The organism is Chroococcidiopsis sp. [FACHB-1243] (assembly GCF_014696895.1).
GTDB lineage: Bacteria > Cyanobacteriota > Cyanobacteriia > Cyanobacteriales > Chroococcidiopsidaceae > Chroococcidiopsis.
The window spans coordinates 115,492-138,569 of sequence record NZ_JACJQX010000011.1; the positions used below are offsets into that span (position 1 = coordinate 115,492).

A 23,078-nucleotide genomic window follows, 5' to 3' on the forward strand; every position below is an offset into this window, starting at 1 on the left:
TTAACATCGTACCCATCAGCCTGTAAAATTCCTATCCTGACTCAAATGAAGTGAGTAGTGAGTAGAACCAGTGAGGAGTGACTAGTGACAAGAATTGAGTCCAGCCACTAGCTACCAGCCACTAGTTCCACTGACAACTGATAACTGATAACTGAAACAGGAGCTACGCAGCATGATCGATACAATAGACAGCGCTATAGACAACATTATTGCTAGAGAAATTCTCGACTCGCGGGGTCGCCCTACTGTCGAGGCGGAGGTCCATTTAATTGGGGGAGTGGTGGGACTCGCCCAGGTTCCCAGTGGGGCTTCTACAGGCACTTTTGAGGCGCACGAACTTCGAGATGACGACAAGAGCCGTTATGGGGGCAAAGGAGTACTCAAGGCGGTGGAAAATGTCAATTCGGCGATCGCCCCACAACTATCTCAAATGGATGTCTTGAACCAAGAAGCTATCGATCGCGCCATGATCGCTCTAGACGGCTCTCCAAATAAAGCCAAGCTGGGAGCAAATGCGATTTTATCAGTGTCTTTGGCGGCGGCGAAGGCAGGAGCGGAGTTACTCGGAATTCCTTTGTATCGCTATTTGGGGAGTCCTTTAGCAAACGTGCTACCCGTACCGTTGATGAACGTGATCAATGGTGGCGCTCATGCGGCAAATAATATCGATTTTCAAGAATTCATGATCGTTCCCGTTGGTGCGTCTTCATTTCGAGAGGCACTACGTTGGGGGGCGGAAGTTTTTGCCGCTTTGAGTAAGGTGCTGGACGACAAGGGATTGCTCACTGGTGTGGGCGATGAAGGCGGTTTTGCGCCTAATTTGGAGTCGAATCAGGTAGCTCTAGAAATACTGATGAGCGCGATCGCCAAAGCTGGATATAAACCTGGGGAGGAAGTCGCATTAGCCTTAGACGTGGCTGCCAGCGAGTTTTACAAAGACGGGCAGTATGTCTATGACGGCGTAGCTCATGCACCCACTGAGTTTATCGAGTATTTGGCTAGACTAGTCGGTGAATACCCAATTGTCTCAATTGAAGATGGGTTACATGAGGAAGATTGGCAGCACTGGCAGATGTTAACTGAAAAAATTGGCGATCGCGTTCAACTGGTAGGAGACGATCTCTTTGTGACTAATGCCACCCGCCTGCAAAAAGGGATCGACACCAAAGCAGGAAATGCTATCTTGATCAAGCTGAATCAAATTGGTTCGCTGACGGAAACTTTAGAAACCATCGATCTGGCTACCCGTAACGGTTTCCGCTCAATTATCAGCCATCGTTCGGGAGAAACAGAAGACACGACAATCGCTGACTTAGCTGTAGCAACACGCGCAGGTCAGATTAAAACTGGTTCTCTCTGTCGCAGCGAACGGGTAGCAAAATATAACCGCCTATTGCGCATTGAAGACGAACTTGGCGATCGCGCTGTTTATGCTGGAACTGTAAAGATGGGACCGAAGTAGATATTGGTAATTAGTAGTTGGTAATTGGTAGTTGTTAATCACTACCAATTACCCGTTACCAAAATTAGGGATAAAAACCTAGCTTAGGTAGTCCTAAACTCTCGTCCCAACCCATCATGATGTTGAGGCATTGAATTGCTTGTCCGGCTTGTCCTTTGATCAAGTTATCGATCGCTGACAAGACGATGACTCTGCCAGTACGGGGATCGGTTTCGATGCCGATGTAGCAGAGATTGCTGCCGCACGCCCACTTAGTTTGGGGATAGATGCCACTGTCGCAAATTGTTACCCAAGGACAATTGCGATAAAAAGCTCTGTAGATGGTAATTAAATCTTCTCTGACTAATCCAGGATCGCGCAGAGTGGCGTAGATGGTGGCGAGGATACCGCGTACCATCGGGACTAAGTGAGGAGTAAATTGCACTAACACTTGATGTCCAGCCAAATCGCTGCAAACTTGCTCGATTTCTGGCGTATGACGGTGACGGGCAACGCCGTAAGCAGCAAAGGAGTTGTCTGCTTCTGCAAGCAACAGTCCAGTTTTTGCCTGTCTACCACCCCCAGACGTGCCAGATTTTGCATCGACGATCGCAGTTTCAGGAACGATTAAGCCTTGTTTTAGTAGGGGTGCAAGTGCTAACAAACTGGCGGTGGGATAGCAACCAGGACAACCGATCAGTTGGCTTTCGGCAATGCGATCGCGATACAGTTCTGGTAAGCCATAAACTGCTTTTGTTGCCACAGCTAAGTCTTGCCGCTGTTTGCCGTACCAGATTTGGTAAGTTTCTAAATCGCTAAATCTATAGTCGGCAGATAAATCGAGAACTTTACAACCTTTATCGACCAACTGAGGAGCCATATCGCAAGCAAAACCATTGGGGAGTGAGAGAAAGACTACCTCACACCTTGCTGCGATCGCTTCTGGATCGACAGATTCGATTGGCTGCGCTACCCGATGAGCTAAGTGGGGGTATATATCAGCAAACGATTTGCCAGCACTGCTATCGCCACCCAAGTAGACGAGTTCTACTTCAGGATGATCCATCAACAACCTGACCAATTGCACCCCGCCATAGCCTGACGCGCCAACAATTCCTACCGATACGCGCCCTTTTTTACCCATGACAATCAATCCTGATGAAATACATTTTTATGACTCGATTGCGATCGGGCTTTGACAATTGGCGATCGCCAACTGCTCGTAGCCTCTGAAATGGATTTGTAAACTAGGAAAAAAATTAACTTTCGCTGCATTGTAGTACTAAAAGGGAAATCTCGTTGCAACAATTTTTTCAAATCTTGACGTGAGCCGTGGGGTGAGTTACTAGTTACGCCAAAATAGCCGTTTTGTGACGCAAGAAAGGGTGTAGGGTGTGGTGCGTGTTGATGGGGTGTGGGGTGTAGGGTGTGGAGATTGTAAATTTCTTTATCCCTTGTCTCCCTTGTCCTCCTTGTCTCCCCCCTCTCCCTTATCTCCCTGCTCAGAAGCTCCCTGCTCCCTGTCAAATTTCCTGTAGCAGTTTTTGCGGATCGACTTGCGCCGCCATTTCTTGCTTTTTTAATTCAATTGCTTTTAGTTCGTCTAATTGCCTGAGAATTTTTGCACTCACATTTTCTGGCAGTACTTGAGCAATACGGGAGGTTTCGTATTCTATAGAAATCATTCTAATAACTTGACAATATCCATCTAACAATTCTTCTGATAATTTAATTTGTTGCGCGATCTTATCGATTCCTTTGCTCGTAATGTCAATTTGACGACTATATAATTCCTGTTGTGCGCTTAACATTTTTTGCTGTAAATTCTTTAAGCGTCGAATCAATTTTTTATTAGCATTTAACTCTTGTTGCAGCTTGAGAATCTGTTGCTCCATCTCATGTTTTTGCGATAGCAATTGTTGCTCAGAGGTGAGCCTACCTAACTCTTGGCGATCGCGTTCTTTGAGTCTTTGACGCATAGTTGCATAGGTTCCTATGCCTGCCGCTGTAGGTGCAGCCGCAGCTAATAGCAGTCTATTGGTTGTAGGATTTAGAATGCATAATGGTACGGTAATAGCTAGAGCCAACTTACTAATATTAAAAGCTAGAGATTTTGCTCTTGCTCCTGGTTTTCTTAAAAGATAACTTTTACCCGTATGAGAATTTTCTAGCCACAGCAAGTCTTTTAAAACCTTACCTTGCATCAGATAAAGCAAACGTAGTTTATCTCCAGCTACAGCTGATATTCTTTCCTCTCGTCCTAAAGTGGAAAAGTCTAGTGCTTGCAGCAGATTATTTTTGTATAGATTCCCTACATCATACAACCGCAATTGATAAACACGTCTGTATTCTGGTTGCTTATTATATTTACTGCGATACGATGATTCTAGATATGAATTAAAGCTAGCAACTTCGGTGCGTACTAAAGCATATCTATAGTCACACTTGAGACATATACTTTCAAGAAAGTCTTCATCGCATTCTTCAAAGCTGGGAAAATAGACAGAATGACGGCAAGCCGGACAGGAAATTTGCAGTGTCATGGAAGGAGCTAGGGGCGATCGTGAGAGTTGAGAGGCTGTAGGGCAGAACTCTTTTTGAAGCATGAGGGCTGAAAAAGGCTGAGGGAATCTTTCTTTTTCTGTAAAAAAGTCTAGCCTCTAGCCCTTAATCCCTCGATCCTAACCCCAAGCCCCTCCAGAGAGGTTGCGGGGATGGCAGTTGAGTTAATAAAGTTGATAAACTGTTGTACGAGTTCGGGATTGCGCCAGCCTCGATTGGTTTCTGCAAGCAAAACTTTTAATGCTTCTTCTTGAGACAGCGCGCGTTTGTATGGGCGATCGCTAGTCAGAGCATCATAAATATCAATAATTTGAAATACTTGGGCGAGATAAGGAATCTGCTCTCTAACCAGTTGATAGGGATAACCAGAACCGTCCCAGCGCTCGTGATGGTGCAAAACAATCGGAATCACTCCTCGCATCGTCCGCAGGGGTTGACAGATTCTCTCACCAATCAAAACGTGCTGTCGCATCACTTCCCACTCTTTGGGATTTAGTTTTCCAGTCTTCAGCAGCACGGCATCGGGAATACCAACCTTACCAATATCGTGTAAATAACTACCCCACATCAAATCTCGTCTCTGAGCGCGGGACAGATTGAGATAGCCACCGAAAGCATCGCTCAAGTTTACCAAGCGTTCGCAGTGATCTCCAGTATTAGGATCGCGGCTTTCCACTGCTCTAGCAATGGAAAATAACACCTGCGAAGCATGATCTAAATCTTCATTCAAACGCTTTTGACGCACCAAGGATTTGACGCGGGCAGCTAATTCCAGCCGATCGAAAGGTTTGCTTAAAAAATCATCTCCCCCAGCTTCAATCCCACGAATTCTAGCTTGTCTATCGTTTAAAGCTGTGATAAAAATGACTGGGATCAGCCTTGTCTGTTCGTCCTGCTTCAGTTGGCAACAAACTTCAAATCCATCCATTTCTGGCATCATTACATCCAGTAGGATTAGATCCGGTTGACCTTGACTGACGGACTCTAGCGCTGACGAGCCACTATCTGCCTCTAAAACTTCGTACCCCTCTACCGAAAGAATAGCTACAGCCGTCATACGACTAGCTGGATGGTCGTCAACTACCAGGATTTTAGGCGGAGCTAGATCGAAGCTGTTCACTCAATATACCTGTATTATTATATACAATCTGAAGTCTGTATGAAGTCTGTTGGCGGGATAACAATCTGGATGGAACAATTCGCCAAAAATCACAGACTCATCAGTGAGATTGTTTCATTTTGTAAAAAATATCTAAATTATACCGGAAAAGTTTTAATAAATTAGCTCGACTTTATCTTTGAGGCACTAGCCCCATAAGACTAATTCTACCTCCGCGTTTGCAACTTCTGCTTTCACATTTTGCTTACACAACATACCGCACTTTTTTCAACTACTAATTCTTACCATTCTAAATTTTAGGTGAGAAGAGACTCAGTAGATACCAGTTTTTGAACCGTCTACAGTCGCAAGTCAGAAGTCAGCAGTGATGGTATCTGGTAATTGGTAATTAGTAGTTGCTCCCCTGCTCCTGAAGCCCCTGAAGCCCCTGAAGCTCCTCTGCTTTCTTCCCCTGCTCGCGCGCTCCCTACTCCCTGCGCCCTACTCAACGCTCGTCACCTAAACAAATACCCAAGCCACGGGCAGTTTTGACCAGCGTACCGTGAGGATTGACTGCGCGGTATTGGGCGATCGCCTCGGGAATGGGAACGCTGACAACTTGCCGTTTTTGCCACGTTACCATGTGGTCGTACTGTGCTTCGGCGATCAAATCGACAGCCGCAACACCAAAAGCAGAGGCAATTACCCGTTCTAGTGGTGACGGCGTACCACCTCGTTGAACGTGTCCTAGTACTGTGACTCGCGTTTCTGCTCCAATCCGAGTGCAAATTTCGTCAGCTAAATATTGACCGATGCCACCATAGCGACATTGTCCCAAGCGATCCGTGGACATGACACATACACCTGTTTCCGTCCGCACCGCTTCCGATACGACGACGAGAGAATAATTTTTCCCCTGTTCTTGTCTTTCCTTAATCGTGTAACAGACGCGCTCGACAGTGTAAGGAATTTCTGGGACTAAAATCACATCAGCACCACCAGCAATCCCCGCACTGATGGCGATATGTCCCGCATCGCGTCCCATAACTTCTAAAATCATCACGCGGGAATGACTGGCAGCCGTAAAATGCAACCGATCTAAAGCTTCAGTAGCGATACTTACGGCAGTATCAAAACCGATTGAAAGTTCGGTTACGCCGACATCATTGTCAATTGTTTTAGGAATTGCCACCAGGTTGAGATTTCCTTGTTGGGCAAGGCGACGTAAAATCGCCATACTACCGTCGCCACCAATGCCAATCATGGCATCCAAGCCTAATTGGTGGTAGCCTGCGATAATGTCTTCCGAGCGATCGCGGATGGTTCCGTCTGGCATCGGAAAAGCAAAAGGATCGCCTTTATTGGTCGTTCCTAAAATTGTCCCACCAGCTACGAGCAATCCATCAACTTTGTCAATTTCTAAGGCGATCGCTTGTGGTGGTTGAGCCATCAATCCTAAAGTGGCTTGTCGAATTCCAAATACCTCCCAGCCATAAGTACCGACAGCGCGATGCACCACGGCACGAATCGCGGCATTCAAACCCGCACAATCTCCACCACTGGTCAAAATTCCAATTCTTTTCATTCAGTTATCAGTTATCAGTTAACAGGGAGTAGGGAGCAGGGAGCAGGGAGTAGGGAAAAGAGAGTTGAGGGAGCTGAGGGCGAAATCTCTCGCCTCTCGCCTCTTCTCACGCACCACACCCTACACCCCACACCCGCATCAACACGCGCCACTCTACCAAAGCAGTACATTAGACTGAAACAGGTAGCATCGATCTTAATTACAATTTGATTTTAGATTTCTTTATTTTTTGCAATATTCAGCTAGTTCTACGCAGTGATTAATTCAGATAACGATTCTTTTGATTTTTCGGATGCATTAACTATTCCCCAAGCCCCGCCTGGTTATAAATCAGGCTTTATTGGGATTATTGGTCGTCCTAATGTTGGTAAATCGACGTTGATGAATCAACTTGTGGGGCAAAAAATTGCAATTACTTCTCCAGTCGCGCAGACAACGCGCAACCGCTTGCGAGGAATTTTAACCACACCCGCAGCTCAATTTATTTTTGTCGATACGCCAGGAATTCATAAACCCCATCATCAGTTGGGAGAAGTGTTAGTCAAGAATGCTCAGATTGCGATTGATTCTGTCGATGTAGTCTTGTTTGTGGTCGATGGTTCTCAAGTTGCTGGGGGAGGCGATCGCTTTATTATCGAGTTGCTAACTCAGACACAAACCCCTGTAGTTCTAGGGCTGAACAAAATCGACCGGCGATCGACTAATACTGAAGATTGGGATCGTTCTTACCAAGAAATAGCTAAATCTTACCAATGGCAGATGCTAAAATTTTCAGCTCTCAATGGTGAGGGCTTAGAAGCATTGCAACAGGCAATTGTAGAATGTTTGGAGCCTGGTCCTTATTATTATCCTCCCGACTTAGTTACAGACCAGCCAGAACGTTTTATTATGGGAGAATTAATTCGCGAGCAAATTTTATTGCTAACACGGGATGAAGTTCCTCACTCGGTAGCAATTACTATTGACAAAGTAGAGGAAGCTCCTAATATTACCCGTGTATTTGCGACTATTCATATCGAGCGAGATTCTCAAAAAGGAATTCTGATCGGTAAGGGGGGAGCAATGCTCAAAGCGATCGGTAGCGCTGCTCGCGAACAAATTCAAAAGCTAATCGCGGGAAAAGTTTATTTAGAACTATTTGTAAAAGTACAACCAAAATGGCGACAATCTCGGCTCAGACTATCAGAATTTGGTTACAAAATAGAAGAATAGTTGGTAATGGGTAATGGGTAATGGGTAGTTGGTAATTGGTAATTGAGTGGCGCGTGGTGCGTGACTTAATTGCGAATTGCGTTCACAAAGTGTAACGCAGCGTCTATTGTGAATTGAAATTGCTCCCTACTCCCTCGATAACTAAAAAATGGTTGAAAAATCTCATCGAACTTCACTCAAGAAAAATAAAGATGTCGTCCTGTTAATTAAAGGATTAATTATTGGCAAAGTTCTGACCTTGCTGGTTATTGGTGGTTTGTTGTGGTGGCTAAAACCTCAATTGTGGAGCAGCGCTACTGCTACAAATCAAACTTCAGAAAATCCAGTAGCAACAACAAATGGTTCTACCTACGATCGCATGACAGGCGTACCATCAGGTACGTTTAACTATGGTGGTAGTGCTGCATGGATACCAATCCGCCAAGTGGTTGACGCTCAGATTCAGCAAGCACGCCCAGAACTTCAATTGCGCTATATCCAGCCGCGTAATGGTAATTTGAGTTCTAGTATGGGAATACAGATGCTGCTCGACGGGAAATTAGATTTTGCCCACTCCTCTCGTCCGCTAACAGCAGCAGAAAAAGCACTGGCACAAAAGCAAGGATTGAGACTGGCAGAAATTCCAATTGCGATGGATGGGATCGCCGCCGTCGTTCATCCCTCTTTGCAAATCTCTGGTTTAACCGTAGAGCAGTTGCAGCAAATTTATCAAGGCAAAATTACCAACTGGAGTCAGTTAGGTGGGGAAAACTTACCAATTGTTCCATACACTCGTCATCCTCAAGATGGTAGTCCTGTGGCAATCTTTTCTACCTCAGAGCAAGCTTTTGGAGCCAACGTGCGCTCTGTCAACTCCACAACAGCCGCCTTGCGTTTAGTTAATCAGACTCCAGGTGCAATCTATTATGCTTCTGCCCGTGCGGTCGTGCATCAATGCGGGGTCAAGCCAATTCCCTTGGGAGAGAATAGCGATCGCTTCGTCGCTCCCTATCGCGAACCGCTATCCCAGTGGTGTCCCACTCAGCGTCATCAACCAAACTTAGCAGCTTTTGCAGATGGCAGCTACCCCCTAACTCGTAATTTATACGCGATCGTCAAGCAAGATGGAGGTAGGGCGCAACAAGCAGGAGAGGCTTACACCAAACTCCTCCTTTCTGACCAAGGACAACAAGCCATCCGCCAAGCTGGCTTCGTGCAAGCAGCAGCCTCTACTGCACAAAACAAACCAACTAACTAACAAATCTTTAATTCCGTATTCCGTATTCCCTAATCCAGTTCCCGCCGTCCTTCTAAAGCTCTTGCTAACGTCACCTCGTCAGCGTATTCTAAATCGCCACCCACGGGTAAACCAAAGGCAATCCGCGTCACTTTGGTGAATGGTTTGAGGAGTTGACCGACATACAGCGTTGTCGTCTCTCCTTCCACGCTAGGACCAATGGCTAAAATCGCTTCCTTGGGTTGTTGTTGACTTACCCGTTGTACCAGTGATTGAACTGTTAGCTGTTCGGGTCCGATGCCATCCATCGGCGAAATCACTCCCCCCAAAACGTGATACTTGCCGTGATATTCTCTAGTTTTTTCCAGAGCAATCACGTCGCGGGAGTCAGCCACAACGCAAATTGTGTTGTTATCTCGGTTAGAGTTACGGCAGATTTCGCAAACGGGTTCCGCCGATAAATGAAAGCAAACTTTGCACAAACCCACTTGTTGCTTGGCTTCTAATAAAGCCTGTGCTAAGGCTTGAACTTCTGCTTCTGGACGTTTCAAAATGTGTAAAGCAAGGCGCTGAGCGGTCTTGGGACCTACTCCTGGCAAGCGCTGCAACTGCTCGATCAAACGAGCCAAAGGACGTGCGTAAACCGTGGTCTTATCTCCTGCGATCGCTTCTTTATTTTAACAGGGAGTCGGGAGTCGGGAGTCGGGACAAATGACCAATGACCAACACGATTTAAGATGTAAATGAGCTTTCAGCCCCCCAGTTAAATTTATGGAATTAGCAACTACTAATCTTCCCAGCAGCGATCTAGATGCCTTTTGGATGCCGTTTACAGCTAACCGTCAGTTTAAGGCTAGTCCCCGTTTGTTAGTGGCGGCTGAGGGGATGTATTACACCACATCTGACGGACGGCAGATAATTGATGGTACGGCGGGGTTATGGTGCGTCAATGCGGGTCACGGTCGCCGAGAAATTGCCGATGCGGTACAAAAACAGGTGATGCAGTTGGATTTTGCTCCGACGTTTCAGATGGGACATCCAGCACCGTTTGAATTGGCGACACGGTTGGTAGAACTTTTACCTAGAGATTTGAATCGCGTCTTTTTTACGAATTCTGGTTCGGAATCTGTCGATACGGCTTTGAAAATTGCGATCGCCTATCATCGGCTTAAAGGTCAAGGGGCGCGGCAAAGACTAATTGGTAGAGAACGCGGCTATCACGGGGTAAATTTTGGCGGTACGGCGGTGGGAGGTACGGGAGCAAACCGCAAGTTATTCGGCAACATCGTAACTGGAATCGATCATTTATCCCACACTCATAATTTAGAACATAACGCCTTTACTCGCGGACAACCTAAGTGGGGCGAACATTTAGCTAACGAGTTAGAGCGACTGGTAACGTTACACGATGCCTCAACCATCGCTGCTGTTATTGTCGAACCAGTTGCAGGATCGACGGGAGTTTTGCTGCCACCAATTGGTTATTTACAAAAACTGCGCCAAATTTGCGATAAACACGGCATTTTACTGATTTTTGATGAAGTGATTACGGGTTTTGGGCGTTTGGGGAAGCCATTTGCTGCCGATTATTTTGGAGTCATACCAGACATAATTACGGTGGCGAAAGGAATTACCAACGCGACTGTGCCGATGGGAGCGGTATTCGTGCGCGAGGAAATCTACCAAACCTTTATTGAGGGAATAGAAAACGGAATTGAATTTTTCCACGGCTACACCTACTCCGGTCATCCCGTCGCCTGTGCTGCGTCTATGGCTACATTAGATATATACAGACAAGAAGGATTGCTGACTCGCGTATCAGAAATTGCGGATTACTGGGAAGATGCCGTCCACAGTTTACGTGGCTTACCACATGTTATCGATTTACGCAATTTGGGATTGGTAGGAGCGATCGAACTAGAATCAATTCCAGGCAAACCAGGAGCAAGGGGATATGAAACTTTTGTCAAATGCTATCAGCAAGGAGCATTAGTCAGAGCAGCGGGAGATAATATTGCCCTGTCACCGCCGCTAATTATTGAGAAGCAGCAAATCGATGAATTGTTTGGCGTGGTAACGGATGTGTTGAAACAGCTAGCATGAATCAACAAACTGTAGGGGCGCACAGCTGTGCGCCCCTACGGATTTTCGTAAATTAATCAGTCGTAAATTTATCGGCTTTCAGACGCGACTCTGACATCTGTATCGCTGGGTTCCAACTGCTGGGGTGGCTGAGGTGGACGACGAGATTGGAAGCGATCGCGCAAATTACTGATAACAATGTACAGTACTGGCACGACGAACAAACTCAAGAACGTTGCCACGAACATGCCGCCGAATACTGCCGTACCGAGTGCTTGACGACTTTTTGCCCCCGCACCCACGGCAATGACTAAGGGGAAAATCCCTAATAAGGTCGAAAGAGCCGTCATCAAAATTGGTCGCAAGCGTTCTTGGGAAGCTTGAATCGCAGCTCTAGTAATCGAAAGCCCGCGATCGCGCAATTGGTTGGCAAATTCTACAATCAGAATTGAGTTTTTACTTGCCAATCCGATCAACATTACCAAACCAACCTGACAGTAAACATCATTTGGTAAACCCCGCATATTCTGAGCTAACAACGCTCCGAAAATTGCTAAGGGAACCGCCAGCATGATGATTAAAGGATCGACGTAATTCTCGTATTGTGCTGCTAGGACTAAGAATACGAAGACCAAACCTAAAGCAAAGATAATCGGTGCTTGACCGCCCGATTCTGTCTCGTCTAAGGAAATCCCCGACCACTCATAACCCATGCTAGCTGGGAGAATCTCTTCTGACAGTTTTGCCATCGCATCCATCGCTTGTCCAGTACTATAGCCAGGAGCAGAAGAACCGTTAAGTTCGATCGAGCGGAAGAGGTTATAGTGTGTAATTGACTGCGCTCCAGTAGTCGGGGTGACTTTTACCAGATTGCTCAGTGGAATCATCTGCCGCTGGTCGGGATCGTCTTGATTCGATCGCACGTATAATTTACCAATATCCTCTGGATTCGAGCGAAACTGCTTGTCGGCTTGGACGTAGACGCGATAAGTCCGTCGTTGCAGGTTGAAATCGTTGACGTAGCGCGAACCCATGTATGTTTGCAGGGTATTTAAAATTTCGTCTACATCAACTTGTAAGGCTTTGGCTTTGTTGCGATCGATTTCAATTTCCATTTGCGGCGCATTTGCCCCAAAAGTACTAAATACGGCTGACAATCCAGGGGTTTGATTTCCGCGTTGCATCAATTGCTGCATCACGCCGACAAGATCGTTGAGGGGGATATTTCCCTGACGGTCTTGCAGTTGATATTGGAAACCACTAACGCTACCCAAACCGCGAATTGCGGGCGGATTTACTGGTAGAATTCTGGCTTCGGGAAATTGGGAAACAACACCGCGCATCCGATTAATCAAACCTTCTGCCGATTGACCTTCACCAGAGCGTTCGCCCCAAGGTTTAAGCGTGGTAAAAATTGCCCCTCTGTTAGCAGTATTACCCGTACCGCCGATCCCAAAACCACCAACGGCGAAAGTTCCTCGCACTTCTGGTAGTTTTAGATACTCTGTTTCTACCTTTCGCATCACGTCGCTAGTGTAGTTCAGTGAAGCTCCTTCGGGTCCTTGAATTAGGGTAATGAAATAACCTTGGTCTTCATCGGGTAAAAATCCGGTCGGAACGATTTGATACAACCATGCCGTTAGTCCCAAGAAGACGACAAATATTCCCAAAACAATCGGTTTGATCCGCGTTAGGAAATTGAGCGATCGCTCGTACTTGTGGCGCGTCCAATCAAGGAAGCGATTAAACTTACCAAACACCCAAGCAATAGGACCCCGTGCAGGTGGTTTTTGTCGCAGCAACAAGCCTGCCAGCGAAGGCGTGAGGGTAAGCGCCAAGAAGGTAGAAATTGTAATTGAGAAGGCGATCGTCAGCGCGAATTGCCTGTAAATTTGTCCCGTGGCTCCGGGGAAAAAGGCGACGGGGACAAACACCGCCATCAGTACCAATGAAGTCGCAATGACTGCCCCAAACAATTCGTGCATCGCTTCTGATGCAGCTTGACGTGGGGGCATTCCCTCATCTTGAATCAAACGAGAGATATCTTCCACAACAACGATCGCATCGTCTACTACCATCCCTGTAGCAAGGGTTAAACCGAACAACGTCAAGGAGTTAATCGAGAAATTGAACGCTTTAACAAAAGCAAACGTGCCAATCAAAGCTAGAGGAATTGTCACAACCGGAATCAAAGTCGTGCGCCAGTCCTGCAAGAACAGGTAAATCACCGCAATTACCAGCGCCACAGACATGAGCAGGGTAATAATGACTTCTTTGAGGGACTCTTCTACAAATAAGGTCGTGTCATAGGCTACCTGATATTCCATCCCTGGCGGAAATTGTTGAGATAGCCGTTCCATTTCGGCTTTAACATTTCGCGCCACCTCCAAATCGTTACTACCTGGAATCGGAAAGATCCCGATCCCTACCGCCTCTTGACCCCGATACCGCAGGAACGAACTGTAGTTTTGCGCCCCCAGTTCTACCCGCCCCACATCGCTCAATTTAATTAGGGTTCCGTCTGGTGCGGTCGAGATTACCATGTCTTCAAATTGAGACACGTCAACAAGTCTACCCACAGCCCGCAAGTCAATTTGATATTGCTGTCCGTCTTCTGTAGGCGGCTGACCGATTTGCCCCGCGCCTACTTGCAAGTTTTGTTCTTCGACGGCATCGACAACATCTTGTGCAGCTAAATTGCGGCTGGCGAGTTTATCGGGATCTAGCCACAGGCGCATAGCATAGCGACGTTCGCCAAAAATTCGCGCCTCGCTCACGCCCTTGACTCGTTGCAAGGCATCGACCATATAAAGATCGACGTAGTTGCTCAAGAAAACGTTGTCATATTGTTTGTTAGGCGAGAATATACCCATGCCCAACAGCAGGTTGTTGGTCTGCTTTGTCACCGTTACACCGACTTGACGCACTTCCTGCGGCAACTGCGGTTCGGCAATGGAAACGCGATTTTGCACGTCTACAGCAGCAATATCGAGATCCCGTCCTGCTTCAAACGTAACTGTAATCGTACTCGTACCGTCGTTGGCGCTACTGGAGTTGATGTATCTCATTCCATCAACGCCGTTGATTTCCCGTTCGATTATGGTTGTTACTGTATCTTCTACGACTTCTGCACTTGCACCAACGTAGTTAGCAGTGACTTGCACTTGAGGTGGTGCAATTTCGGGATACTGAGCGGCGGGTAGAGTAGGAATACTAATCGCCCCCACCAGCAAAATAATGATGGCGCAGACGCTTGTAAAAACTGGTCGCTTGATAAAAAAGTCAACAAACATGAGGGAGTAGGGAGTAGGGAGTAGGGAGTAGGGAGTGGTTCATAGTTAATAGTTAATGGTTGATTGCTATTAACCATTGACCATTAACTATTGACCATTGACTCCCTTATATCCTTAAGATTCTGGTGCGATCGGTGCGCCGTCTCTGAGGTTAAGCAGCCCTGAAGTGATAATTCGCTCTCCAGGTTTTAGTCCTTCGAGAACTTGGTAATTGTTACCTTGAATGCTGCCTAATTTCACGGGTTTTTGCCGTGCTATCAACTGGGGTTGTCCCGATTGTGCCTGTTGAGACTGCTGTTGTTGTGGTGCTGATTCTGCTACATAGACGAAGTTTTGCCCGCCAATCCGGTTAATCGCCGTTGTGGGAACGAGAATGCCTTGGCGTTGATTCCAAATGACTCTCGCTCTTACATATTGGTCGGCACGCAGTTGATTTTGGGAGTTTTCAAATAGAGATTTGACGAGTACGGATTGGGTATTAGTAGCGGTGTTAGGGGCAATGAAAAAGACCTTGCTCATCCCTACACGCTTGCCTTGTCCGTCAAGCAGCTCGACTGGCATTCCCTGACGTAGTTCTGGTCCTCGTTCGATGGGTACGGAGATATTGACTTCTAGGGGTTGGTTTTCGGTGACGCTCGTGAGTTGGGTTGATGTGTTCACAAAATCCCCCTCTTTAACCGGAATTCGCCCCACTGTACCCACAAAGGGTGCGGTAATCGTGTAGTATTTCAGTTGCGCTTCCTGTCCTTGGGTATTCGCTCTTGCTTCTGCCAAGGCTTTTTCCTGTTGAGCTACGGTAGCTTTTTGAGCGGCAATGCGTTTGTCGATCGCATTGAGTTCGGCTTTTGCCGTAGCAATTCTGTTGGTATAATCGTCCGCAACCGATCGCGCTACCGCTCCCTGGTCGGCAAGGTCAGAATATCTCTTGTATTCTTTCTCGTTGAATCTAACATTCGACAAGTTGGAAAGGCGTTCTGCTTGCAAGGAACTCAGGGTTGCTTCGGCATTTGCCACTTCTGCTTCGGCAGCTGCGATCGCGGCGCTAGAACTCCTGACGGCTGCTTGTTGTTCTTCTGGATCGATTTGAATCAGGTTCGCTCCCCGATTGACGCGATCGCCTGGACGAACGAAAATACGAGAGACTTGCCCTTCAATTCTCGGCTGTAAAGTCACGGATCGTCGCGATTCTAAATTGGCAATATACTCGCTACTTTCGCTGACTGCTCCTGATTCTAGGGTGGCTAGCCTCACCTTAGTTGGCGGTTGCTGCTGTGCGGCTGAATTGGCGTTTTGATTTTTGGGTGCGAGTAAGTACCACAGTCCAACTCCGCCACCAATGGCGATTAGACCGACTAGTAACCACATCCACGGCTTGCGTTTACCTGGGGGTCTGTCTTGGACTTGTTTTCTCTCATCCGCTACGGATGCTTTAGGTTCTGATGATTCCATATTGAATAGAAAGCTTGCTAAATAAAAGGTTCGACTAACGAAGAGTCAGAAATTTTCTTCAGAAAATTGTAATTTTGGCTTATTGCCTCACCTTTGTGTAATAATTCATCGGCTAATACCAAACTCTACAGTTATCAGTTACATGTAACGTCTGTACAAAAAGTTGTCAGTTAGCGGTTTGATTACTTAAGTGGTGACTCCTGTAATTTCGGTGAAAGTTATATTCGTAATAGGTTTAAATTCCCTTCTATCCGCGAATGAAATTATTAGTTGTCCCCAATTCAAGTCACTTAAATTCGTTCCGGCGATTTTTGTTGAATGTTTATTGTCAAAAGTTGCTGTAACTGAGTAATATAAATTGACAAAACTTCCGCACGAAAACTGTAATAGCAGTATTGCCCTGCACGCCTAGTTTCGATCAAACCGACTTTAACTAACTCCTTAATGTGATGAGAAACTGTTGCTTGCGATACAGGAAACTGCTCGACTATTTCTCGGCAAGATAGCTCATCATGGGTAGCGATCGCTGTTAGAATTTCCAATCGTCGTGGCTCTGCCAGAGCTTTTGCCACTTGCTGAAATTGGGCTGCGTCCATTTGAAATATTTCCTAGTTACTCAACCAATCGACGCAACCTAATACATAGTTTCAATAACATAGCCTTAATCACTATGCCTGAATAACTATAGTTTCAATAACTCATAGTTTTAATACCTATAGTTTCAGTAACATAGTTTCAGTCACTATGTATAAATAACCCTGTCTAAATAACTATGTCATTTATATATTGATATACATCGATTAACTGCTCCTGTCAACCGCTAGCACCCAGATTGAACGAACGATCGCGAATCTACACCTTTTTCAGATTTTTGCGATTTCAAACCTCCAATTTCTATTTCTAAGACAGAATTTTTAGCTTCTGCTTCTCCTTATATAGATTAAATCAAAATTACCGATTCTGATTTCCGACTTAAGATAGATGTAGTTAACAAAATTAACATCAATTCTCTCACTACACCCTACACCCCACAACGCCAGTTGCTACAACGGGGGAACCCCTACGGTCGGTTGTTACAACGGGGGGAACCCCCGCAACGCACCGACCTCCCGCACCGCACTGGCTCCCCCACACCCTTTCTTCACCCACTACGTATCACTCTCTTACCGTCAACCACCAACCAACAGCAAAAAAATAGTCTAATGGTAGATGTGGACTATTGGCTCAAATCTAAGGTTTGCTGCAATGAATTTTTTTCAGCTCCAGTCACCTCCAAACGCGACACGTCGATGGAGACGATTGTTGACTAAGTTGTTATTACTATTCGTCGTATTTTCGTACTGCTTGGGAATACCCTCTGCCCTAGCAGGAATCAACGACGACAATTATGAGGGGAACGTTTTTGTGTTGTATGGTGGAAATGCCTCACTAGTACCACCAAAAACAACGTTAGAAAAATCTATGGCAGCAAGCGATCGCGCCACGCTGCTGGTGTTGTACTTAGACGATTGCAGCGATTGTAAGCAGTATGCTTCAGCAGTATCGCGGATGCAAGCCTTCTATGGTCGGGCAACAGATATCATTCCCGTCAATGTAGACACCATTTTACCGGAATTGACCTACAAGCCCACCGAACCTGGCTATTACTACAAGGGTGCAGTTCCGCAAGTTATTATATTCGACAAAGCGGGTAAAGTCGTCCTGAATGAAACAGGACAAGTTCCTTACGAACGAGTAGATGACACCCTGCGAGAAGTATTTGACTTATTACCCCGTACCGAATCATCTGAGTTGAAACGCCGCTCTTTCAATGAATTTAGTTCTGAAGTGACGGAATAGAGAAGGGAAGAGAGCAGAGGAGAAGTCGTAAGTCGTAAGTCAAAAACCTTCTTGCCTCTTGCCTCTTGCCTAATGACAATCGGTTCAAAATGTATTGCAGATGCGCAGACAAAAGGACAATTTTTAGGCAAAATGATCGGCAATAGCCCCAACTAGTCACTGGTTTCACTAGCCACCAGCCACTAGCCACTAGCCACTAGTTAATGACAAAAGCCTACACTACACAGGAGCTAATTGAGATTTTGGCAGCCGAACGCCAAGCCTGTCTCCAGGGACAAAGGCTCAACTTGGCGGCGCAGCCTTCTGGTAATATTGCGATCGACAAGTATCTCAAACCCGAAGGCTTGCAAAAATTTACTGCCTATCAAGACTTTAAGGCAGCAGTACATTGTTACCAAATAGAACATGGCGTATCTGGCATTATCTGGCGACAGATGACGGTTAAAGGTAAAACAATCGCATATCCTGAAGTTGATGCCCACTTGATCGCTGTACCTGAAGATTTAGAGATTTTGAAAGATTATAAGACGGCGATCGCCGAGTTTTGGCGAGAAGTCACGGCAGGAATGGATATTTACCTGAGTATCAATCACGGCAAAGGCTACCGACAGATTACGCCAGCTGATGTCGAAAGGATCGTGCATCGAACCCAATGGGCGACTCTATGGAAATCAGAAAATATAAATTTTCTCGAAATTATTTTGCAACTGGGTTGGGGTCAACCCCAAGAAGCAGCCTACAAACGCGGCTGGCCCGATTCTGGTAGCGAGTACATTCATGCTGTGAATCCGGGGAATCGACCGATTTGTTGATGGTACGCTGGTTGTAGAGACGTTACATGTAACGTCTCTACAACTCCCTAACCCCTTCTATTAAACAAAGTCGAACTAGATTGATCCACGGGCATCATCAAAACTTCGCTGATATTAACGTGAGGCGATCGCGTGACGCAGAAGAAAATGACATCGGCTACGTCTTCCGGCATGAGGGGTTTGAGTCCCTGATACACTTTATTTGCTTGTTCGGTATCGCCATGAAATCGGACTTGGCTGAATTCCGTCTCTACCATCCCAGGATCGACAGATGTAACACGTATGGGAGTCCCCAGTAAGTCTTGTTTTAAGCCTTCAGAAATTGCTTTGACGGCGGCTTTAGTAGCACAATAGACATTACCGTTAGGATAAGTTTGATGTCCCGCGATCGAGCCGAGGTTGACAACATGTCCCCGTCCGCGACTTACCATTCCTGGGACGATCGTGCGGGTAAAGTAAAGTAACCCTTTAACATTGGTATCGATCATTTCTTCCCAATCTTGGTAACTACCTTGATAGAGCTTGTCTAAACCGCGACTCAGACCAGCATTGTTAATTAAAACGTCGATCGCGGAGAATTCAGATGGCAACTGAGCTAAAGCTGATTCTATACTGGCGCGATCGCGCACGTCCAACTGCATAGTATGTATATCGCTGGCAAATTCTTTATTGAGATCGTCTGCCAATTGTGCTAATCGTTCTTGACGACGGGCTACCAAAATCAACTTAGCACCAGCTTGAGCAAATACTTGCGCTGTTGCTTCACCAATGCCACTACTTGCGCCCGTAATTAATACAATCTGATGTCGGACTGAAATCATACTCCTTTGTTAAAAAGTCAAAAGTTAAAAGTTAAAAGTCAAACCTTAGGAGCCAGGAGTCAGGAGCAGTTTTTCTTCCTCAGCTCCCTCAGCTCTCTTCTATGGCTTCTGCGCCGCAGGTGGATTTTTGCCGACTACATTAAGGCGCTGAGTTACTAGTGTCATGCCATCGCCTCGGATGAGTACGGCGGAAACCCAGTAGCGATCGGGTTTGATGGGAGCGCGACCGATTTTAAATAATCCGCCGGATGACAGTAACTCTAGATCCACCCGCGCCGGATTTGCAAAATTATCGGGTCTGATTGGTTCTTCAAGCGCCGCACCGAGGAGATAATCGTCACCTAATGGTTCTCGCACGACTGCATCAAAGTTATACTGCTGCCCGGGTTTTACCTGCTCAGGTAGCTTGACTTCTACCGTTGGCGGTTTGTCGCCAGTTTTAATTTGACTTTGCTCGGAAAGAATTTCCTGCTGTACGATTTGACCGTTCTCGTACCGCTGTTTGGATCTAATGGTGGCATCGAGTAGCGTATTACCAACCGCTTGCGGCTGCGTACCAGTAATTTTAGTCACCGTCTCTGCAATAATTGCCTTGCCTTGAGGTTGCCACGATTGCAGTTGCGTCTGATACTTAAGCTGTGGGTAACTCTTCCATAGGGCAGTTAAAGCTTGTGTCATGCTTTGGCGCGTTAAGCCATCGGAATGAGTGAAATTGGGACTATAAAACTTTAATACCTCATTCATGTTGCGTTGGTTGGCAGCCGCATCAATTTGCGCAATTATGTTTGTCAGTTCTGCGGGTGCGTTGAGCGGTACTGGTGGCTGAGGCTGAGGCGCATTAGTGGGGGTGGATGCTGGCGGGGTTTGTACTGGAGCTTGGGCAACGGTACGGTTGCTTGAGACTATGACAGAGAGTGTTAGTAATACTGGAACTAACAAGCAAGCAGGCAGAGAATTCAAGATTTTACCCATTGGCGATCGCCTAAATGTTTCCCGATTGAGCAAGTTAGCTGTCATTAGAATTCACAATTATGACCAATGACTAATAACGACATCATTTGCTCTATCTTAGGTTAACCTGTGTCTTGACTTGGTAGAAGGGAATGGGGAAGACACAAATGCGACTATTAATTGCAGCGAGTGGCACTGGCGGACATTTATTTCCCGCGATCGCCACTGCGGAACAGTTATCAGATTACCAGATTCAGTGGTTGGGGGTTCCGAATCGATTAGAGACTCAATTAGTTCCATCCCAATATCGCTTGCATACTATCGATGTAGAAGGCATTCAGCAACGCTTGGGACTTGGTACGGTAAAAATTTTGACTAAACTTGCTCTGGCTATTTTTCAGGCACGACAGTTGCTAAAACAGGGGCATTTTCAGGGGGTATTAACAACGGGGGGATATATTGCGGCTCCCGCAGTTATTGCAGCGCGATCGCTTGGGTTACCCGTGATTTTGCACGAATCGAACGCTATTCCCGGCAAAGTGACTCGCTTTTTAAGTCGTTGGTGTAGTGTTGTGGCGATTGGGTTTGAACCAGCAGCAAAATACTTACCTGGAGTCAAAACCATCTTTACAGGTACGCCCGTGCGATCGCAGTTTCAAATAGAGGCACTAGATACGCTACCACCTCTAGATTTAGCTATCCCTGAGAACGTACCGCTGATTTTAATTGTCGGTGGTAGTCAGGGAGCGGTGGCTGTCAACAAGTTAGTGCGTCAGTCTGCTGCGGCTTGGTTTGAGGCTGGAGCGTGGGTGGTGCATCAGACGGGAAGTAACGATCCTGACGTAGAAAGTTTGAAACATCCGCAGTATATTGCACTGCCTTTTTATGACAATATGGCGCGGCTGTTGCATCGGGCAAGTTTAGTTATTGCCAGAGCTGGAGCTGGTACGGTAACGGAATTGGCGATCGCCCGCAAGCCAGCAATTTTTATTCCCCTACCAACAGCGGCAGAAGATCATCAATATTACAACGCTCAAGTTTTAGGAGCAGCGGGAGCGGCTTTAGTCTTTCGTCAACTAGAATTAGCACCGGAAATCTTAACCAAAGAAGTTTTAAGTTTGTTGCATTCACCTGAAAAGTTAGCTCAAATGGGAAAAAAAGCAGGTGCGATCGCAGTAGCTGACAGTGCTGAAAGATTGGCACAGTTAGTCCGCGAGATAGTAAAGGAATAGGAGGAAACTATGCAAATAACCGAACGCTACTACACCCAGGATGAGTACTTAGCTTTAGAAGAGATAGCTAAATTCAAGAGTGAATACATAAACGGTGAAATTATTCCAATGGCAGGCGGAACGACAAATCACAATCGACTAACAGGCAATTTCTATGCAGCGTTGAATTTTGCCTTCAAAAAACAAGACTACGAAGTTTTTATGGGTGACGTGCGTTTGTGGATCCCTGATAAGAACATTTACACCTATCCCGATGTCATGATAATTGCCGGAAAGCCAGAGTATTACAATAATCGTAACGATACAGTGACTAATCCAATTGTCATTGCCGAGATTTTATCTAAGTCTACCCAAAGTCGCGACCGTCAAGCAAAATTCGAGGATTATAAAACTATAGCTTCTTTCCAAGAATACATATTAATCGACCAAACCAAAATTAATGTCATGCAGTATGTGAAGACGGGAAGAAAGCGTTGGGAAATTCGAGAATATGATATAGAAGATGAAATGATTGCCTTACACTCTGTTCTCTTTCAAATCTCTCTAGAAGATTTATATAACAAAGTTGACTTTGAGGCAGAGCAGTTAGAGGAAGCTAATCCCGATAGTTAATTTCTCCCAGTTTGCATCCATTGACGAGAACCGAAAGACTGACAAGACCGAGCAGCAATTTTTGCCGCAGCTCCTAAAGCTTCAGGAAAATTGTGCTGAAGAATGTAATGACAAAAAGCCCCGTGAAAAATATCTCCTGCACCGAGAGTATCTACAGGTTTAATTTGAGGAATTTCTAGAGATTTGATTTTCCCCTCATCTAAAAACTGAATTGGTTGTTCTCCCTGAGTTATCGCAATATGAGGAATTTCTATTTGGGAAAGATAGGCAAAGACTTCCTCCATGTTGTGACAATTGGGAGGGCGAAAGTTAGCAGAACAGATAATGTAGTCTGCAAAAGACAGAACTTTTTCAAATCCAGGTTTCCAACTACCACCATCAACAACAACAGGAATATTATTAGCTTTAGCAAGTTGGGCGATCGCTTCTCCTACTAACATTTGATGTCCGTCAATCAAAACTATATCTACACCTTGTAAAGTATTGTTTGGGATAAATTCAGGTGTCACTTGGTTTTTGACAGCATTAATAGAAACTACTGCCCGTTCCCCCGTCTCTTGGGAGACGATAATTGATGAAACAGGTGGCGGTTCAGTTTGGCTGGGTGCTAAATCTGCGATCGCCACTCCATAAGTTGCCAAATCTGCTTTAATTAGCTGGGTAATTGAGTGGTTTCCTACTGTTCCTAACAAAGTAGCCTGATTCCCCAAATAACTAAATGTGACGGCAGCATTAGTAGCAGGACCCCCAGCTGCAACAATATAATCGGAGGCAACAATTTTCTGATTGTTAGTTGGTGGAGACGGAGCTAAATAGACAAAATCTAGAGTGACTAAGCCAATAAATAGTCCATTCATGAATTGAGTGAGTAG

At 45.9% G+C, this 23,078-nt stretch carries 20 protein-coding genes; 8 read left to right on the top strand and 12 right to left on the bottom strand.

What is annotated here, in order from left to right:
- Positions 1 to 172 precede the first annotated feature (172 nt).
- The gene (eno, locus tag H6G17_RS10510; protein WP_192156833.1) at positions 173 to 1,462 is read left to right on the top strand and encodes a phosphopyruvate hydratase; all 1,290 of its coding nucleotides are present in this window, start codon (positions 173 to 175) and stop codon (positions 1,460 to 1,462) included.
- Positions 1,463 to 1,526: 64 nt separating this feature from the next.
- On the opposite strand, the gene argC is transcribed toward eno, so the two are convergent.
- From argC to H6G17_RS10535, 5 genes are all read right to left on the bottom strand, one after another.
- The gene (gene argC, locus H6G17_RS10515) at positions 1,527 to 2,585 is read right to left on the bottom strand and encodes an N-acetyl-gamma-glutamyl-phosphate reductase (RefSeq protein ID WP_192156835.1); all 1,059 of its coding nucleotides are present in this window, start codon (positions 2,583 to 2,585) and stop codon (positions 1,527 to 1,529) included.
- 5 nt (positions 2,586 to 2,590) lie between these two features.
- Positions 2,591 to 2,968 (bottom strand): hypothetical protein, encoded by a 378-nt coding sequence (locus H6G17_RS10520; RefSeq protein WP_192156837.1) that lies wholly within the window; start codon positions 2,966 to 2,968, stop codon positions 2,591 to 2,593.
- Positions 2,965 to 4,047, bottom strand: coding sequence for a hypothetical protein (locus tag H6G17_RS10525; protein ID WP_192156839.1), 1,083 nt, complete (start codon positions 4,045 to 4,047; stop codon positions 2,965 to 2,967). Before H6G17_RS10525 ends, H6G17_RS10520 begins: the two co-directional genes overlap by 4 nt.
- Before the next feature lie 47 nt (positions 4,048 to 4,094).
- Positions 4,095 to 5,123, bottom strand: coding sequence for an HD domain-containing phosphohydrolase (locus tag H6G17_RS10530; protein WP_192156841.1), 1,029 nt, complete (start codon positions 5,121 to 5,123; stop codon positions 4,095 to 4,097).
- Positions 5,124 to 5,607: 484 nt separating this feature from the next.
- The gene (locus H6G17_RS10535; RefSeq protein WP_192156843.1) at positions 5,608 to 6,687 is read right to left on the bottom strand and encodes an ATP-dependent 6-phosphofructokinase; all 1,080 of its coding nucleotides are present in this window, start codon (positions 6,685 to 6,687) and stop codon (positions 5,608 to 5,610) included.
- A gap of 255 nt (positions 6,688 to 6,942) precedes the next feature.
- Here H6G17_RS10535 and era point away from each other — a divergent pair, with 255 nt between their 5' ends.
- Entirely contained in the window at positions 6,943 to 7,899 is a 957-nt protein-coding gene (era, locus tag H6G17_RS10540; RefSeq protein WP_192156845.1) for a GTPase Era, read from the top strand.
- A gap of 148 nt (positions 7,900 to 8,047) precedes the next feature.
- Complete coding sequence (locus H6G17_RS10545) at positions 8,048 to 9,136, top strand: substrate-binding domain-containing protein (RefSeq protein ID WP_192156847.1); 1,089 nt, start codon at positions 8,048 to 8,050, stop codon at positions 9,134 to 9,136.
- A gap of 29 nt (positions 9,137 to 9,165) precedes the next feature.
- Here the strand turns inward: H6G17_RS10545 and recR are convergent, their stop codons facing one another.
- A complete protein-coding gene (gene recR, locus H6G17_RS10550) occupies positions 9,166 to 9,780 on the bottom strand; it encodes a recombination mediator RecR (RefSeq protein ID WP_192156926.1) in 615 nt (204 codons plus the stop codon).
- A 106-nt stretch (positions 9,781 to 9,886) separates the two neighbouring features.
- Between recR and H6G17_RS10555 the strand changes: the two genes are divergently transcribed.
- Entirely contained in the window at positions 9,887 to 11,218 is a 1,332-nt protein-coding gene (locus tag H6G17_RS10555; protein WP_192156849.1) for an aspartate aminotransferase family protein, read from the top strand.
- 68 nt (positions 11,219 to 11,286) lie between these two features.
- Here H6G17_RS10555 and H6G17_RS10560 read toward each other — a convergent pair whose 3' ends face one another.
- The 3 genes from H6G17_RS10560 to H6G17_RS10570 form a co-directional block, all read right to left on the bottom strand.
- Positions 11,287 to 14,490 (bottom strand): efflux RND transporter permease subunit, encoded by a 3,204-nt coding sequence (locus H6G17_RS10560; RefSeq protein WP_192156851.1) that lies wholly within the window; start codon positions 14,488 to 14,490, stop codon positions 11,287 to 11,289.
- 114 nt (positions 14,491 to 14,604) lie between these two features.
- Positions 14,605 to 15,939, bottom strand: coding sequence for an efflux RND transporter periplasmic adaptor subunit (locus H6G17_RS10565; RefSeq protein ID WP_192156853.1), 1,335 nt, complete (start codon positions 15,937 to 15,939; stop codon positions 14,605 to 14,607).
- A gap of 290 nt (positions 15,940 to 16,229) precedes the next feature.
- A complete protein-coding gene (locus H6G17_RS10570) occupies positions 16,230 to 16,535 on the bottom strand; it encodes a metalloregulator ArsR/SmtB family transcription factor (RefSeq protein WP_015154790.1) in 306 nt (101 codons plus the stop codon).
- 649 nt (positions 16,536 to 17,184) lie between these two features.
- Between H6G17_RS10570 and H6G17_RS10575 the strand changes: the two genes are divergently transcribed.
- Both H6G17_RS10575 and H6G17_RS10580 read left to right on the top strand, forming a co-directional pair.
- Positions 17,185 to 17,778 (top strand): thylakoid membrane photosystem I accumulation factor, encoded by a 594-nt coding sequence (locus H6G17_RS10575; RefSeq protein WP_192156855.1) that lies wholly within the window; start codon positions 17,185 to 17,187, stop codon positions 17,776 to 17,778.
- Positions 17,779 to 17,981: 203 nt separating this feature from the next.
- Positions 17,982 to 18,590, top strand: coding sequence for a hypothetical protein (locus H6G17_RS10580; protein WP_192156857.1), 609 nt, complete (start codon positions 17,982 to 17,984; stop codon positions 18,588 to 18,590).
- Between the two features lie 47 nt (positions 18,591 to 18,637).
- Here the strand turns inward: H6G17_RS10580 and H6G17_RS10585 are convergent, their stop codons facing one another.
- Together H6G17_RS10585 and H6G17_RS10590 are read right to left on the bottom strand one after the other, a co-directional pair.
- Positions 18,638 to 19,411, bottom strand: a complete 774-nt coding sequence (locus H6G17_RS10585) for an SDR family oxidoreductase (RefSeq protein ID WP_192156859.1) — start codon at positions 19,409 to 19,411, stop codon at positions 18,638 to 18,640.
- Between the two features lie 99 nt (positions 19,412 to 19,510).
- Positions 19,511 to 20,428, bottom strand: a complete 918-nt coding sequence (locus tag H6G17_RS10590) for a nuclear transport factor 2 family protein (RefSeq protein WP_192156861.1) — start codon at positions 20,426 to 20,428, stop codon at positions 19,511 to 19,513.
- A gap of 101 nt (positions 20,429 to 20,529) precedes the next feature.
- On the opposite strand from H6G17_RS10590, the gene murG reads away from it, so the two are divergent.
- Both murG and H6G17_RS10600 read left to right on the top strand, forming a co-directional pair.
- Positions 20,530 to 21,594, top strand: coding sequence for an undecaprenyldiphospho-muramoylpentapeptide beta-N-acetylglucosaminyltransferase (gene murG, locus H6G17_RS10595; protein ID WP_199316634.1), 1,065 nt, complete (start codon positions 20,530 to 20,532; stop codon positions 21,592 to 21,594).
- Positions 21,595 to 21,603: 9 nt separating this feature from the next.
- The gene (locus H6G17_RS10600; protein WP_192156865.1) at positions 21,604 to 22,206 is read left to right on the top strand and encodes a Uma2 family endonuclease; all 603 of its coding nucleotides are present in this window, start codon (positions 21,604 to 21,606) and stop codon (positions 22,204 to 22,206) included.
- Here H6G17_RS10600 and H6G17_RS10605 read toward each other — a convergent pair.
- Positions 22,203 to 23,063 (bottom strand): sugar kinase, encoded by an 861-nt coding sequence (locus H6G17_RS10605; protein ID WP_192156867.1) that lies wholly within the window; start codon positions 23,061 to 23,063, stop codon positions 22,203 to 22,205. The two genes, H6G17_RS10600 and H6G17_RS10605, sit on opposite strands and share 4 nt — an antisense overlap.
- Between the last annotated feature and the right edge of the window lie 15 nt (positions 23,064 to 23,078).

What these genes read in the sequence shown, in the direction of transcription:
- eno (WP_192156833.1), top strand. Translation starts at nt 173, where the DNA reads ATGATCGATACAATAGACAGCGCTATAGACAACATTATTGCTAGAGAA.
- H6G17_RS10580 (WP_192156857.1), top strand. Translation starts at nt 17,982, where the DNA reads ATGACAAAAGCCTACACTACACAGGAGCTAATTGAGATTTTGGCAGCC.
- H6G17_RS10535 (WP_192156843.1), bottom strand. Translation starts at nt 6,687, where the DNA reads ATGAAAAGAATTGGAATTTTGACCAGTGGTGGAGATTGTGCGGGTTTG.
- H6G17_RS10555 (WP_192156849.1), top strand. Translation starts at nt 9,887, where the DNA reads ATGGAATTAGCAACTACTAATCTTCCCAGCAGCGATCTAGATGCCTTT.
- murG (WP_199316634.1), top strand. Translation starts at nt 20,530, where the DNA reads ATGCGACTATTAATTGCAGCGAGTGGCACTGGCGGACATTTATTTCCC.
- H6G17_RS10605 (WP_192156867.1), bottom strand. Translation starts at nt 23,063, where the DNA reads ATGAATGGACTATTTATTGGCTTAGTCACTCTAGATTTTGTCTATTTA.
- H6G17_RS10600 (WP_192156865.1), top strand. Translation starts at nt 21,604, where the DNA reads ATGCAAATAACCGAACGCTACTACACCCAGGATGAGTACTTAGCTTTA.
- H6G17_RS10560 (WP_192156851.1), bottom strand. Translation starts at nt 14,490, where the DNA reads ATGTTTGTTGACTTTTTTATCAAGCGACCAGTTTTTACAAGCGTCTGC.
- H6G17_RS10565 (WP_192156853.1), bottom strand. Translation starts at nt 15,939, where the DNA reads ATGGAATCATCAGAACCTAAAGCATCCGTAGCGGATGAGAGAAAACAA.
- H6G17_RS10570 (WP_015154790.1), bottom strand. Translation starts at nt 16,535, where the DNA reads ATGGACGCAGCCCAATTTCAGCAAGTGGCAAAAGCTCTGGCAGAGCCA.
- H6G17_RS10525 (WP_192156839.1), bottom strand. Translation starts at nt 4,047, where the DNA reads ATGCTTCAAAAAGAGTTCTGCCCTACAGCCTCTCAACTCTCACGATCG.
- H6G17_RS10575 (WP_192156855.1), top strand. Translation starts at nt 17,185, where the DNA reads ATGAATTTTTTTCAGCTCCAGTCACCTCCAAACGCGACACGTCGATGG.
- argC (WP_192156835.1), bottom strand. Translation starts at nt 2,585, where the DNA reads ATGGGTAAAAAAGGGCGCGTATCGGTAGGAATTGTTGGCGCGTCAGGC.
- H6G17_RS10585 (WP_192156859.1), bottom strand. Translation starts at nt 19,411, where the DNA reads ATGATTTCAGTCCGACATCAGATTGTATTAATTACGGGCGCAAGTAGT.
- H6G17_RS10545 (WP_192156847.1), top strand. Translation starts at nt 8,048, where the DNA reads ATGGTTGAAAAATCTCATCGAACTTCACTCAAGAAAAATAAAGATGTC.
- H6G17_RS10590 (WP_192156861.1), bottom strand. Translation starts at nt 20,428, where the DNA reads ATGACAGCTAACTTGCTCAATCGGGAAACATTTAGGCGATCGCCAATG.